13 protein-coding genes are annotated in these 12,581 nt (G+C 72.3%); all 13 read right to left on the bottom strand.

Annotated elements, in window-relative coordinates; translation table 11 throughout:
- Nucleotides 1–23: 23 nt before the first annotated feature.
- Genes kdsB through sdhA form a run of 13 tightly spaced genes read right to left on the bottom strand, consistent with a single transcriptional unit; the run spans nt 24 to nt 12,581 of the window.
- Nucleotides 24–791 (bottom strand): 3-deoxy-manno-octulosonate cytidylyltransferase, encoded by a 768-nt coding sequence (gene kdsB / locus C6N40_RS03675; RefSeq protein WP_106989642.1) that lies wholly within the window; start codon nt 789–791, stop codon nt 24–26.
- The gene (lpxK, locus tag C6N40_RS03680; RefSeq protein WP_240183440.1) at nt 788–1,777 is read right to left on the bottom strand and encodes a tetraacyldisaccharide 4'-kinase; all 990 of its coding nucleotides are present in this window, start codon (nt 1,775–1,777) and stop codon (nt 788–790) included. Before lpxK ends, kdsB begins: the two co-directional genes overlap by 4 nt.
- The gene (gene msbA, locus C6N40_RS03685; protein ID WP_106989643.1) at nt 1,774–3,528 is read right to left on the bottom strand and encodes a lipid A export permease/ATP-binding protein MsbA; all 1,755 of its coding nucleotides are present in this window, start codon (nt 3,526–3,528) and stop codon (nt 1,774–1,776) included. Before msbA ends, lpxK begins: the two co-directional genes overlap by 4 nt.
- On the bottom strand, nt 3,525–3,947 hold the full coding sequence (locus C6N40_RS03690; protein WP_106989644.1) for an ExbD/TolR family protein: 423 nt from the start codon (nt 3,945–3,947) through the stop codon (nt 3,525–3,527). Before C6N40_RS03690 ends, msbA begins: the two co-directional genes overlap by 4 nt.
- On the bottom strand, nt 3,944–4,564 hold the full coding sequence (locus C6N40_RS03695) for a MotA/TolQ/ExbB proton channel family protein (protein ID WP_106989645.1): 621 nt from the start codon (nt 4,562–4,564) through the stop codon (nt 3,944–3,946). The genes C6N40_RS03690 and C6N40_RS03695 overlap by 4 nt, the downstream gene beginning before the upstream one ends.
- Nucleotides 4,452–6,962, bottom strand: a complete 2,511-nt coding sequence (locus tag C6N40_RS03700) for a DNA internalization-related competence protein ComEC/Rec2 (RefSeq protein WP_106989646.1) — start codon at nt 6,960–6,962, stop codon at nt 4,452–4,454. The genes C6N40_RS03695 and C6N40_RS03700 overlap by 113 nt, the downstream gene beginning before the upstream one ends.
- Nucleotides 6,963–7,667, bottom strand: coding sequence for a lipoprotein-releasing ABC transporter ATP-binding protein LolD (gene lolD / locus C6N40_RS03705; RefSeq protein WP_106989647.1), 705 nt, complete (start codon nt 7,665–7,667; stop codon nt 6,963–6,965).
- A complete protein-coding gene (locus tag C6N40_RS03710; protein WP_106989648.1) occupies nt 7,660–8,904 on the bottom strand; it encodes a lipoprotein-releasing ABC transporter permease subunit in 1,245 nt (414 codons plus the stop codon). The genes lolD and C6N40_RS03710 overlap by 8 nt, the downstream gene beginning before the upstream one ends.
- A gap of 6 nt (nt 8,905–8,910) precedes the next feature.
- Nucleotides 8,911–9,366 carry a hypothetical protein gene (locus C6N40_RS03715; protein ID WP_106989649.1) on the bottom strand — a complete coding sequence of 152 codons (456 nt, stop codon included), beginning with the start codon at nt 9,364–9,366 and terminating at the stop codon, nt 8,911–8,913.
- Nucleotides 9,326–9,574, bottom strand: coding sequence for an FAD assembly factor SdhE (locus C6N40_RS03720; protein ID WP_106989746.1), 249 nt, complete (start codon nt 9,572–9,574; stop codon nt 9,326–9,328). Before C6N40_RS03720 ends, C6N40_RS03715 begins: the two co-directional genes overlap by 41 nt.
- Complete coding sequence (locus tag C6N40_RS03725; protein ID WP_106989650.1) at nt 9,571–9,987, bottom strand: MAPEG family protein; 417 nt, start codon at nt 9,985–9,987, stop codon at nt 9,571–9,573. Before C6N40_RS03725 ends, C6N40_RS03720 begins: the two co-directional genes overlap by 4 nt.
- 2 nt (nt 9,988–9,989) lie before the next feature.
- Complete coding sequence (locus C6N40_RS03730; RefSeq protein ID WP_106989651.1) at nt 9,990–10,772, bottom strand: succinate dehydrogenase iron-sulfur subunit; 783 nt, start codon at nt 10,770–10,772, stop codon at nt 9,990–9,992.
- Between the two features lie 18 nt (nt 10,773–10,790).
- Nucleotides 10,791–12,581 carry a succinate dehydrogenase flavoprotein subunit gene (gene sdhA, locus C6N40_RS03735; protein ID WP_106989652.1) on the bottom strand — a complete coding sequence of 597 codons (1,791 nt, stop codon included), beginning with the start codon at nt 12,579–12,581 and terminating at the stop codon, nt 10,791–10,793.

Genomic DNA, 12,581 nt, shown 5'->3' on the forward strand with positions numbered 1-12,581 from the left:
TGATTTAACCGGTATTCTTGAAGTTAATTATCTTGCTCGGCGCGTACATTCGCCCGGGCCAGGTCGGCCTCGGTGTCCACGCCCGGCGGGAACGGCACCGGCGTCAGGCCCACGGCGATGCGATGGCCGGCCTCGAGCACGCGCAGCTGCTCGAGCGCTTCCCACTGTTCCAACTGCCCCGGTGGCAGCCGCGTGAACTCGCGCAGGAAGCCGGCACGGTAGGCATAGATGCCGATGTGCCGCAGCGCCTGCCCCGCCACCGGCCCGGTGCGGTCGCGGGCGAAACGGTCGCGCTGCCAGGGTATCGGCGCGCGGCTGAAATACAGGGCCAGGCCGGTGGCGTCGCGCACCAGCTTGACCACGTTCGGGTCGAACAGCGCCTCGGCATCCTCGACCGGCGTCGCCAGGGTGGCCATGGCGGCGCGGCCGTCGGCCAGCAGCGCGGCCACGGCGCGGATGCCCTCGGGCGGCGCGAAGGGCTCGTCGCCCTGCAGGTTCACCACGATCGCATCGTCGGCCCAGCCAAGCTGGTCGGCGCATTCGGCCAGGCGGTCGGTGCCGGAGGCGTGGTCGGCGCGGGTCAGGCAGACGCGCAGCGGCTGGCCGGCCAGGGCGTCGGCAATGCGCACGTCGTCGGTGGCCACCACCACTTCGCGGGCGCCGGCGGCCAGGGCGCGCCGCGCCACGTGCACGACCATGGGCTCGCCGGCGATCAGGCGAAGCGGCTTGCCCGGCAGGCGCGAGGCGCCGTAGCGGGCGGGAATGGCGACGATGAACTCGGGCGCGGTCATGGCGTGGGGGTCCCTTGGCGAAGGCGGTCGGCGACGGCGTCGAAGAAGGCGTCGGGCAGTCCGGCCCGCACCGGCACCTCCCAGGCATCGGCCAGGTCGAAGCCGGTGCATTTGACGGCGTCCTTGCTGGTCATCAGCCGGGGCAGCGGCGGCGTGAACCCGAGCTCGGCCGGGCTGAAACCATGGTGGTCCGGAAACGGATGTTCGTGCACCTGCAGCCCGGCGGCGCGCAGCGTGTCGAAGAACCGGCCCGGGTTGCCGATGCCGGCGATGGCATGCACCGGGCCGGGCGCAAAAGCGCCGAGCGGGCGCGGCGCGCCCGGGCCCAGCGGCACGGCGTCGCCGGGCACCAGCCGCATCGGCCATTCGCCCTCGCCGGCCTGGCCGCCGTTGACTACGCGGAAATCGACCGTCCGCGTGGCCGGCTCGCGCATCGGCCCGGCCGGCAGAAGCCGGCCGTTGCCGTGGCGGCGCTCGCCGTCGAGCACTTCAAGCTCGAGGTCGCGGTGCAGGCGCCGGTGCTGCAGGCCGTCGTCGGCGATCACCAGGTCGCAGCCGCGGGCCACCAGGGCTTCGGCGGCGGCGGCCCGGTCGCGGGCCACGCGCACCGGCAGGCGGGTCTGGCGGGCGATCAGCAACGGTTCGTCGCCGCATTGCCCGCACGGGGTGTCCGGCGATACGTCCAGGTCGTCGCGCGAGGCCCGGCCGTAGCCGCGGCTGACGATGCCGGGCTTCCAGCCGCGGCGCGCCAGCTCGGTGGCCAGGGCGATCACCAGCGGCGTCTTGCCGGTGCCGCCGGCCACCAGGTTGCCCACCACCAGCACGGGCGCGCCCACCCTCCGCGGGCGGCACAGGCCCAACCGCCACGGCAGCCCGTGCACGGCGCGCAGGCCGCGGTAGAGCAGCGACAGCGCACGCAGGCCGGGGCCCGGCGCCACGCCGCCGTACCAGCGCCGCAGCAGCCAGGCTTCCAGCGCGGCCTTCACCCGGCCTCCGGCTCGCGGAACTGCATGCGGTGCAGGTGCGCGTACAGGCCGCCCCGCGCCAGCAGCTGGGCATGGGTGCCCTGCTCCACCAGCCGGCCGTTGTCGAGCACCAGCACCTGGTCGGCGTGCTCGACGGTGGACAGGCGGTGGGCGATCACCAGGGTGGTGCGGTCGGGGATCAGCCGCTCGAGCGCGTCCTGCACCAGCCGTTCGGATTCGGTATCGAGCGCGGCGGTGGCTTCGTCGAGGATCAGGATCGGTGCGTCCTTGAGGATGGCGCGGGCGATCGCCAGGCGCTGGCGCTGGCCACCCGAGAGCAGGCCGCCGTTCTCGCCGATGCGCGCCTGCATGCCGCCGGGAAGGCGCTCGATGAACTCCAGCGCGTTGGCGGCGGCCGCGGCGGCGCGCACCCTCGCCGGGTCGGCGCCGGCCTGGGTGCCGTAGGCGATGTTGGCCTCGACCGTGTCGTCGAACAGCATCACCCGCTGGCCAACCATGGCCACCTGCTGGCGCAGGTCCGCCAGCCGGTAGTCGCCCACCGGGTGGCCGTCGAGCAGCACCTGGCCGGCGCTGGCTTCGTAGAAGCGCGGCAGCAGGCGGATGAGCGTGGACTTGCCGCTGCCGGAGCGGCCGACGATGGCGGTGACGGTGCCCGGTGCGGCGGTGAAGCTGATGCCCTCGAGCGCCGCGCGCTCCTGCCCCGGGTAGGTGACCGAGACGTCGCGGAAGCCGATCTCGCCCCGGGCCCGCTGCAGCGGCCGCGTGCCGGTGTCGGCTTCGTCGGGCTCGTCGAGGATGGCGAACAGGCGGTCGGCCGCGGCCACGCCGCGCTGCACCAGGCTCTGCACGTTGGTGATGCGCTTGAGCGAAGGCAGCATGGCCATCATCGCGGTGAGCAGGGCCACGAAACTGCCGGCGGTCATGCGGCCCTGCGCGGCTTCGTGGCCGGCCACCAGCAGGATCACCGCCAGGCCCGTCGCCGCCAGCACCTGCACCACCGACGAAGCCAGCGCGCGGGTGGCCTCGACCTTCACGCCCAGGCCGAGGTTGCGGTCGATCAGCGAGCGGTAGCGCGCCTGCTCCGAGTCCTGCGCGCCGTAGATCTTCACTTCCTGCTGGGCCGACAGCGCCTGCTCGGCGACCTGGGCCATCGAGGCCACGCCGTCCTGGATGCCGCGGTTGATGCGGCGGTAGCGCCGCCCCACCACCGTGGAAATGCCGGCGATCAGCGGCGCCAGCACCAGCATCACCAGGGTCACGCGCGGGCTGTACCAGAGCATCACGCCCAGCAGCGCGATGATCGTCAGCGTGTCGGTGAGGATGACCTTGAGCGCGTCCGAGCTGGCCTGGGTGACCTGCTCGGTGTCGTAGTTCAGGCGCGAAACCATCGCCGGCACGGCCTCGCGGTCGAAGCGCGCGCTCGGCAGGCGCAGGTACTTGGACAGGATGTCCTGGCGCAGGTCGCGCACGACGCTGCGGCCGGTGCGGGCCATGCCGAAGTCGGTGGCGAACGTGGCCACGCCGCGCAGCACGAACAGCGCGATGATCGCCAGCGGGATGGACAGGCGCATGTCGGCGTTCTGGGCGACGAAGGTCTCGTCGACCATCGGCTTCATCATCCAGGTGAAGGCCGCCGCCGCCCCGGCCTCGAAGACCATGCCCAGGGCGGCCGCCGTGAGCAGCACCCAGTAGCGCCGGGCACGCGCCAGCAGCCGCCGGTAGACGGTCCAGGCCGCGGTTTCGGTGCTCAAGGCCTGGCCTCGGGCGCGGTGGCGAGGTGGATGCGGGTGAAGCCGAGCTGGCCCAGGGAGTCCATCACCGTCACCAGGCTCTGGGTGCGCGAACGGGCGTCGGCCCGCACCACCACCTGGCGCTCGCGGTTGCCGCCGGCCGCCTGGGAAAGGGCCGCGCGCAGCGAGGCCGGGTCGGTCTTGAGCACTTCGTTCTCGCCGATGTAGACGCGGCCGTCGGCGTCGATCAGCACCGTCATCGGCTGCTCGAGCTGGACCTCGGCGCGGCTGTCGGTGGCCGGCAGCACGATGCGCAGCGCCGATCGGTGCTCGAAGGTGGTGGTGACGACCAGGAAGATGATCAGGCAGAACACCACGTCGATCAGCGAGACGAGGCTGATCTCCGGCTCGTCCGGCACCCGACCCGAACTCAGCCTCACGTGGCGCTCCGCTTGGTGGCGCGCGGCGGCTTGCCCGGCGTCGCCGAAGGCGCCTCGTCGAGCGCGTCGAGCAGGGCGATGGCCTGCTTTTCCATGTCCACCACGTACTCGGTGACGCGGCCGCGCAGGTAGCGATGGAACATCACCGCCGGGATCGCCACGCACAGGCCGGCCGCCGTGGTGATCAGGGCCTGGCCGATGCCGCCGGCCAGCCGGTTGGCATCGCCGACGCCGACGGTGAGGATGTCGAGGAACATTTCGATCATGCCGAACACGGTGCCGAGCAGGCCCAGCAGCGGCGCCACCGCGGCGATCGTGCCCAGGGTGTTGAGGAAGCGCTCGAGCCGGTGGGCCACGTGCCGGCCGATGTCCTCGATGCGCTCCTTGATGATCTCTCGCGGGCGGTGCCGCACGTCCAGGCCGGCGGCCAGCAGCTCGCCCAGCGGGGAGTTCTGGCGCAGGATGTCGATGTGCTTGGGGTCGAGTTCGCGGCCGCGGGCCCAGTCACGGACCTCCTCGCCCAGGCCCGGCGGCAGCACTTCCTTGCGCCGCAGGCTCCAGAACCGCTCCAGGATGATGGCCAGCGCCAGGATCGCCAGCGCCACGATCGGCGCCATCACCCAGCCGCCTGCCTTGATCAGTTCCAGCACGCATCACCTTCGTCGTCGGGGGACCGCCGATAGCATAGCCTGTGACGCCCACGGGGGCATGGCGCCAGTAGCGCGGGCGGTCCGGGCGCAGGCGCTCGAGCACCTGCACGCCGCCGGCGCCCAGGCGCAGCCGGATGGCGCCGCTGCCGGCGCTGTCGAGCACCGGCGCGCCGTAGCGTTCGTAGCGCGCCAGCACGATCGGCCGGGGCAGCCCGAAGCGGTTGTCGTGCCCGACCGGCAGCAGGGCCAGGCGCGGCCGCACGGCGGCCAGGAAGTCCAGGCTCGAGGACGTGTCGGAGCCGTGGTGCGGCACCACCAGCAGTTCGCTGCGCAGCTGCGCCGCGGGCAACTTCGCCAGCCGCGCCTCGACGTGGCGGCCGATGTCGCCGGGCAGCAGCGCGCTGGCGCCGCCGGCCTCGATGCGCAGTACGCAGCTGCTGTCGTTGCGCAGGTAGGGAAAGAACGGCGTCGGGTGCAGCCAGGTGAAGCGCACACCGTCCCACTGCCAGCCCTGCCCGGCTTCGCACGCGCGCCAGCCTGGCGGTGCCCAGCCGCGCGGACCCCAGCGCTCGCCGGCCGGCAGCGCCGCCAGCACGGCGGGCACGCCGCCGGCGTGGTCGTTGTCACCGTGGCTGGCGACCAGCCCGTCCAGGCGCGCCACGCCCAGCGCACGCAGGGCCGGCAGCACGGCCGCCTCGCCGAAATCCATGCCGCGCGGCGGCGCCGGCCCGGCGTCGAACAGCAGGGCGTGGTTCTCGGTGAGCACCAGCATCGACAGGCCCTGGCCGACGTCCAGCAGCCACAGTTCCGCCTCGCCCTGGGCCGGGCGTCGCCCGACCGGCCAGAGCAGCGGCAGCAGCAACAGGCAGGCCAGCGCCTTGCCCGCGACGGCGCGGGGCAGCAGCAGCCAGAACACGCCCGCCAGGGCCAGCGCCACCGCCGGCAGCGTCGGTTCGGGCAGCCAGGCCAGCGAGCCTGGCCACGCCGCCACCGCCTCCAGGCCGCGCCAGAGCCAGTCCATCAGCGTCGCCGCGGCGCGCCAGGCCAGGGCCGCCGCCTCCGGCCAGGCCGGATGCAGGCCCAGCCCGAGCAGGGCCAGCGGCACCACGCCCAGGCTGATCCACGGGATGCCCACCAGGTTCACCAGCGGCCCGGGCAGCGAAACCTGGGCGAAGAACCAGGCGCCGATCGGCAGCAGCCCCAGCATGGCCACGCCCTGGGCGCCCAGGTAGGGCCGCAGCCAGCCCTGCCCCGGGCCGGCGGGCAGGCACCACAGCAGCCAGGCCACGCCCAGGTAACTGAGCCAGAAGCCCGGCGCCAGCACCGACAGTGGATCGACCAGCAGCACGGCGATCGTGGCCAGGGCCAGGGACGTGGCCGTGCCCTGCGGGCGGCGCAGCAGCCGGGCCAGCGCCACCGCGCCGATCATCAGCGCGGTGCGCACCGTGGGCAGCGCGAACCCGGCCAGCGCGGTATAGGCCAGCGCCGCCAGCAGGGCCATGGCGGCCACGCCCAGCGGCCGGGGCCAGCGCCGGCCCAGCCCGGGCAGCACCCGCCAGGCCAGCCGGGCGAGCAGCGTGCCGAAGCCGGCCACCAGGCCGACATGGAAGCCCGAGATGGCGATCAGGTGGGTCAGGCCGGTGGCGCGCAGGATCTCCCAGTCGCGGTCGTCGAGCCCGCGGGTGTCGCCCAGGGCCAGGGCCTGCACGAAGCGCGCGCCCGGCCCGGGCACGGCCGCCCCGATCGCATCCGACAGGCGCCCGCGGAGCGCATCCAGGCCGGCGGCGCCCGCCAGCGCCCGGGCGCCGGCCGGGTCGGCGACGTGGCCGGTGGCGGCGAGGCGGCGCTCCAGCGCACGGCGTTCGAAGTCGAAGCCGCCGGGATTCACCACGCCCCGGGGCGGGCGCAGTTTCACCGGCAGGCGCCAGCGGCTGCCGGGCGCGAGGTCGGGTGCCGCCTGCCCGGGCGTATCGAACCAGGCCAGCTGCAGGCGCCGGCCGGCAAGGACAGCGGCCGGACCCTCGCCGCGCTCGACGCGGAACTCGAAACGCTGGCGGTCCTCCGTGCGCACCGGCAGGCCGGACACACGGCCCTCGACGAGCAGCACGCTGCCGGAAAGCGCCGGCGGCAGCTGCCGCGAGAGCGAGTACGCGCCATGCCCGCAGGCCAGCGCCAGCCCGAGAAGGAAGGCGCCCAGCGGGCGCCATGCCGTCGCCGGCCACCACAGTGCGAGGCCGGCGAGCCACCAGCCCAGCCAGGCCGACGGCCCGGGCAGGCTGGCCAGCCCCTGCGCCCACAGGCAGCCGGCCAGCAGCGAGGCGGCCACCGCGGGACCGAAGGGGTCCGGCGCCGGCCGGCGCGGCACTCAGTCCCCGGTAAGCGGCCGGAGTTGTCCCTGCGTCAGTTCCAGGGTCCGATCCAGTCGCCGCGCCAGGCGGCGATCGTGGGTCACCATCACCAGCGCGGTACCGAGGCTGCGGTTGAGCTCGAGCAGCAGGTCGAAGACGCTGGCGGCGGTCTTTTCATCGAGGTTGCCGGTCGGTTCGTCGCCCAGCACGCAGGCCGGGCGCGTCACCAGCGCCCTTGCCACCGCCGCGCGCTGGCGCTCGCCGCCGGACAGTTCGCCGGGCTTGTGGCCCAGGCGATGGCCCAGGCCCACGCGCTCGAGCAGCTCGCGCGCGGGCACCGCCGCCGCCGCCGGGCGCTCGCCGCGCACCAGCAGCGGCATCATCACGTTCTCGAGCGCGGTGAACTCGGGCAGCAGGTGGTGGAACTGATAGACGAAGCCCAGGGCCCGGTTGCGCAGCTCGCCCCGGGCGCGCTCGCCCAGCGCCGACAGCCGCTGCCCCGCGACCTCCACTTCGCCGTGGGTGGCGTGGTCGAGGCCGCCGAGCAGGTGCAGCAGCGTGCTCTTGCCGGTGCCCGAGGCACCGACGATGGCCACGGTCTCGCCGCGCCGCACGGCCAGTTGCAGGCCGTCGAACACCGGCGTGCGCAGCTTGCCCTCGACATAGGTCTTGCCCAGGTCGGTGCAGCGGATGACGACGTCGTCTTGCATGGGCTCACTCATAGCGCAGCGCCGTGGCGGGATCGACGCGCGAGGCGCGCCAGGCCGGGTAGAGGGTGGCCAGCAGGCACATCACGAAGGCCACCGCGGCCACCATGGCCACGTCGGACGGGTCCACCAGGGTTGGCACGCCCGAGATGTAATAGACGTCGGCCGGCATGAGTTCGGCGCCGGCCAGGCGCTCGATGAAGTGCACGACATGGGACAGGTTGGCGGCCAGCGGCACGCCGACGCCCACGCCCACCGCGATGCCGACCACGCCGATCACCAGGCCCTGCACCACGAACACCCGCATCACGGCGCCGGGCGACATGCCCAGGGTGCGCAGCACCGCGATGTCCGACTGCTTGTCCTGCACCAGCATCACCAGCGAGGACACCAGGCCGAAGGCGGCGATGGCGATCACCAGCGAGAGCAGGATGAACATCACCGTCTTTTCCATCTTCAGCGCGCGGAAGAAGTTGGCGTTGTCGCGCATCCAGTCGCGCACGCGGTAGCCGCCGCCGAGCTGGTCGGACAGGTCGCGGGCCACCGGGTAGGCCTCCCAGAGATCCTCGAGCTTCAGGCGCACGCCGGTGACGCCGTCGCCCATGCGCCCCAGGCGCTGGGCGTCCTCCAGGTGCACCAGGGCCATGCCCAGGTCGTATTCCTGGGCGCCGGCCTCGAAGATGCCGACCACCTCGAAGCGCCGCGCGCGCGGCATCGCCCCGAGCGGGGTGACCGAGGATTCGGAGATGTAGACGTTGACCGAGTCGCCCACGCCGGAGCCGAGCACCAGCGAGAGCTCGCGCCCGAGGATGATCCGGTACTCGCCGGCCTGCAGGTCGTCGAGCGAGCCCTGCACCATCTTGTCGGCGAGCTCCGACACCCGGGGCTCGAGCGCCGGCAGCACGCCGCGCACGATGGCGCCGCGGCGGGCGCGGCCCTGCAGCAGCGACTCGGTCTCGGTATAGGGCGCGGCGCCGAGTACGCGCGGGTCGGCGTCGGCCGCGGCCACCGCCGTCGGCCAGTCGCGCAGCGGACCGCCGATGCCCGAGACGGTGGCGTGCGCCACCATGCCCAGGATGCGCTCGCGCAGCTCGTGCTGGAAACCACTCATGACCGAGATGGTGGTGATGAGCACCAGCACGCCCAGCGAAATGCCCAGGATTGAGGCCAGCGAGAGGAAGGAGATGAAGCCGTTGCGGCGCTTTGCGCGCAGGTAGCGCAGGCCGATGGCGATGGGAAGGTTGGCGAGCATGGGCCCCTAGGCTGCCATGGAAGGAAGGTGGATGGCCGAACGCGGGCTGACGGCGGAACGCAGGCGCAGCTGGCGGCGAAGCGGACGCGGCAGGGTATCGGGCCACCATGCCGCACGCCAGTGGCGGCCGGCGGCGTCGCGACCGGAAAGGACCAGCAGCGGGCCCTGCTCGCGCAACAGCGGGCGGGCCACGTGCCGCACCCTGCCCTGCCCGTCGGCCAGCCACAGGCCGTCGTGCGCCCAGGCCAGCTGCAGCGGCGGCCGGCGCCACTCGCGCCAGGCCTGGGTCAGCCCCGCCAGCAGGGCGACCGCGGCCAGCAGCAGGCGCCAGCCCGCGGGCAGGCCGCTGGCCATCACCGAGCCGGCCGCCAGCGGCGCCAGCGCACACAGCGCGGCGAGCTGCCAGCGAGAGGGACGCCAGTCAAACCGGCAGGTCGAGGATGACGCGGACGATCGAGGCAAGGTCGCTGTCCTCCGGGCGCTCGTGGCCCATGAACCAGCGCCAGAGCTTATCGTCCTCGGTGTCGAGCAGCCTTAGGAATTGTGCGCGTTCGGCCTCGTCCGCCGCCGGCCAGCGGCCGTCGAGATAACGCAGCATCAGCTGGTCCAACTCGCGCATGCCGCGCCGGCAGCGCCAGCGCAGCCGCTTGACTTCGGCGTCGTCGCTCACCACAGGCCCGCCAGCAGCACGCCCCAGAGAACCCACAGCACCAGCGCGCCCAGCAGGTAAACCAGGAAGCGGTGCCGGACCTTGTTGTAGCCGCAGTGGATGGCGCTGTGCAGCACGCGCAGGACGACGAAGGCCCAGGCCAGGCCCACGGTCAGCGCGCCCGCCTGGTCGGTGAGCACGCCCACCACCAGCGCCATGTAGAACAGCACCGGCAGCTCGAACAGGTTACGGAAATTGTCGGCCGCGCGGGTGTCCTTCACCTGCGCGGCCATCTGCGCCGAGGTGGCCACCGCCTGCGGATGGATGCGCCCGCGCGCCAGCTGGCCCAGCCGCTCGAAGCCCATGCGCAGCATGACCACGAGGGTCAGCGCCGCCATCGCGAAGGCCGGCAGCAGCAGGTCGCGGGCGCCCATGCTCAGGCGCCGCGACGCTGCAGCATCAGCTTCTTGATCTCGCCGATCGCCCGCGCCGGGTTCAGGCCCTTCGGGCAGGTGCGGGCGCAGTTCATGATGGTGTGGCAGCGGTAGAGCTTGAACGGATCCTCGAGGTCGTCCAGGCGCGCACCGGTGTCCTCGTCGCGGCTGTCGATGATCCAGCGATAGGCCTGCAGCAGGATCGCGGGGCCCAGGTAGCGGTCGCCGTTCCACCAGTAGCTCGGGCAGGAAGTCGAGCAGCAGGCGCACAGGATGCACTCGTACAGGCCATCGAGCTTGGCGCGGTCTTCCTTGGACTGCAGGCGCTCCTTGGCCGGGGCCGCGCTCTGGGTGCGCAGCCAGGGCTTGATCGAGGCGTACTGGGCGTAGAAGTGCGTCAGGTCCGGCACCAGGTCCTTGATGACCGGCATGTGCGGCAGCGGATAGATCGGCACTTCCTTCTTGCCGCAGTCCTCGATGGCCTTGGTGCAGGCCAGCGTGTTGGTGCCGTCGATGTTCATCGCGCACGAACCGCAGATGCCCTCGCGGCAGGAGCGGCGGAAGGTGAGCGTCGGGTCGATCTCGTTCTTGATCTTGATGAGCGCGTCGAGAACCATCGGCCCGCACGCATCCATGTCCACCTCGTAGGTGTCGGTGCGGGGGTTGGCGCTGTCGTCCGGGTTCCAGCGGTAGACCTTGAAGACGCGCACGTTCTTCGCGCCCGGGGCTGCGAAGTGCTTGCCCTTGGTGACCTTGGAATTCTTCGGGAGGGTGAACTCAGCCATTGTTCTGGGTTCCAGGGTTCAGTAGGTGCGGGCCTTGGGCGGGACGACTTCGACGTCGTTGCTCAGCGTGTACATGTGGACCGGGCGATAGTCGATGCGGGTGTTGCCCTGCTCGTCCACCCAGCACAGGGTGTGCTTGTGCCAGTTCACGTCGTCGCGCTCGGCGTAGTCCTCGCGGGCATGGGCGCCGCGCGACTCCTTGCGGTTCTCGGCCGAGACCATGGTGGCCACGGCCTGGCCGAGCAGGTTCTGCAGCTCGAGCGTCTCGATCAGGTCGGAGTTCCAGACCAGCGAACGGTCGGACACGCGCACGTCGGCGAAGCTCTTGTGCACTTCGGTGATCTTGCCCACGCCCTCGAGCAGGGTCTCGCCGGTGCGGAAGACCGCGGCGTTGTTCTGCATCACCAGCTGCATGTTCTCGCGGATCTGGGCCGTCGGCGTGCCGCCGCTGGCATGGCGGAGCTTGTCGAGGTTGGCCAGCGACTTGTCGCAGACCGAGGCCGGCAGCGACTTGTGCGGCGCGCCCGGCTTGATGGTCTCGGCGCAGCGGTTGGCCACGGCGCGGCCGAACACCACCAGGTCGAGCAGCGAGTTCGAGCCCAGGCGGTTGGCGCCGTGCACCGACACGCAGGCCGCCTCGCCGATGGCGTACAGGCCCGGCACCACGGTGTCGGGGTTGCCGTTCCTGAGCGTGACCACTTCGCCGTGGTAGTTGGTCTGCAGGCCGCCCATGTTGTAGTGCACGGTCGGCAGCACCGGGATCGGCTGCTTGGTGACGTCGACGCCGGCGAAGATCTTGGCGGACTCGGCGATGCCCGGCAGCTTCTCGTGGATGTCGGCCGGGTTGAGGTGGGTCAGGTCGAGGTGGATGTGGTCGCCCTTCGGGCCCACGCCGCGGCCTTCGCGGATCTCGATGGTCATCGAGCGCGACACCACGTCGCGCGAGGCCAGGTCCTTGGCGTTCGGGGCATAGCGCTCCATGAAGCGCTCGCCCTTGGAGTTGCGCAGGATGCCGCCTTCGCCGCGCACGCCCTCGGTGATCAGGCAGCCGGCGCCGTAGATGCCGGTCGGGTGGAACTGCACGAACTCCATGTCCTGCAGCGGCAGGCCGGCACGCAGCGCCATGCCGCCGCCGTCGCCGGTGCAGGTGTGGGCCGAGGTGGCGGAGAAGTAGGCGCGGCCGTAGCCGCCGGTGGCCAGCACGGTGCCCTGGGCGCGGAACAGGTGCAGCTCGCCGCTGGCCATGTCGAGCGCGAGCACGCCACGGCAGGCGCCCTCTTCGTCCATGATCAGGTCGAGCGCGAAGTACTCGATGAAGAACTCGGCCGAGTGCGCCAGCGACTGCTGGTAGAGCGTGTGCAGGATGGCGTGGCCGGTGCGGTCGGCGGCGGCGCAGGTGCGCTGCGCGGTGCCCTTGCCGTAGTGCGTGGTCATGCCGCCGAAGGGACGCTGGTAGATCTTGCCGTCTTCGGTGCGCGAGAACGGCACGCCTTGGTGCTCGAGCTCGATGATGGCCGGGATGGCCTCGCGGCACATGTATTCGATGGCGTCCTGGTCGCCCAGCCAGTCCGAGCCCTTGATGGTGTCGTAGAAGTGGAAGCGCCAGTCGTCCTCGCCCATGTTGCCCAGCGCGGCCGAGATGCCGCCCTGCGCCGCAACGGTGTGACTGCGGGTCGGGAAGACCTTGCTGATGCAGGCGGTGCGCAGGCCCTTCTGGGCCAGGCCGAAGGTGGCGCGCAGGCCGGCGCCGCCGGCGCCGACGACGACCATGTCGTACTTGTGCTCGTGGATCTTGTAGGCGGACGTCAT

Origin of the sequence: Arenimonas caeni, from assembly GCF_003024235.1 — a bacterium.
Classification (GTDB): Bacteria; Pseudomonadota; Gammaproteobacteria; order Xanthomonadales; family Xanthomonadaceae; genus Arenimonas; species Arenimonas caeni.

Bases quoted from the DNA above. Each gene is read 5' to 3' on its own strand.
- C6N40_RS03695 (WP_106989645.1), bottom strand. From the start codon at position 4,564: ATGGCGCCGATCGTGGCGCTGGCGATCCTGGCGCTGGCCATCATCCTG.
- kdsB (WP_106989642.1), bottom strand. From the start codon at position 791: ATGACCGCGCCCGAGTTCATCGTCGCCATTCCCGCCCGCTACGGCGCC.
- C6N40_RS03725 (WP_106989650.1), bottom strand. From the start codon at position 9,987: ATGGGCGCCCGCGACCTGCTGCTGCCGGCCTTCGCGATGGCGGCGCTG.
- lolD (WP_106989647.1), bottom strand. From the start codon at position 7,667: ATGAGTGAGCCCATGCAAGACGACGTCGTCATCCGCTGCACCGACCTG.
- C6N40_RS03730 (WP_106989651.1), bottom strand. From the start codon at position 10,772: ATGGCTGAGTTCACCCTCCCGAAGAATTCCAAGGTCACCAAGGGCAAG.
- sdhA (WP_106989652.1), bottom strand. From the start codon at position 12,581: ATGACGTCCGCCTACAAGATCCACGAGCACAAGTACGACATGGTCGTC.
- C6N40_RS03710 (WP_106989648.1), bottom strand. From the start codon at position 8,904: ATGCTCGCCAACCTTCCCATCGCCATCGGCCTGCGCTACCTGCGCGCA.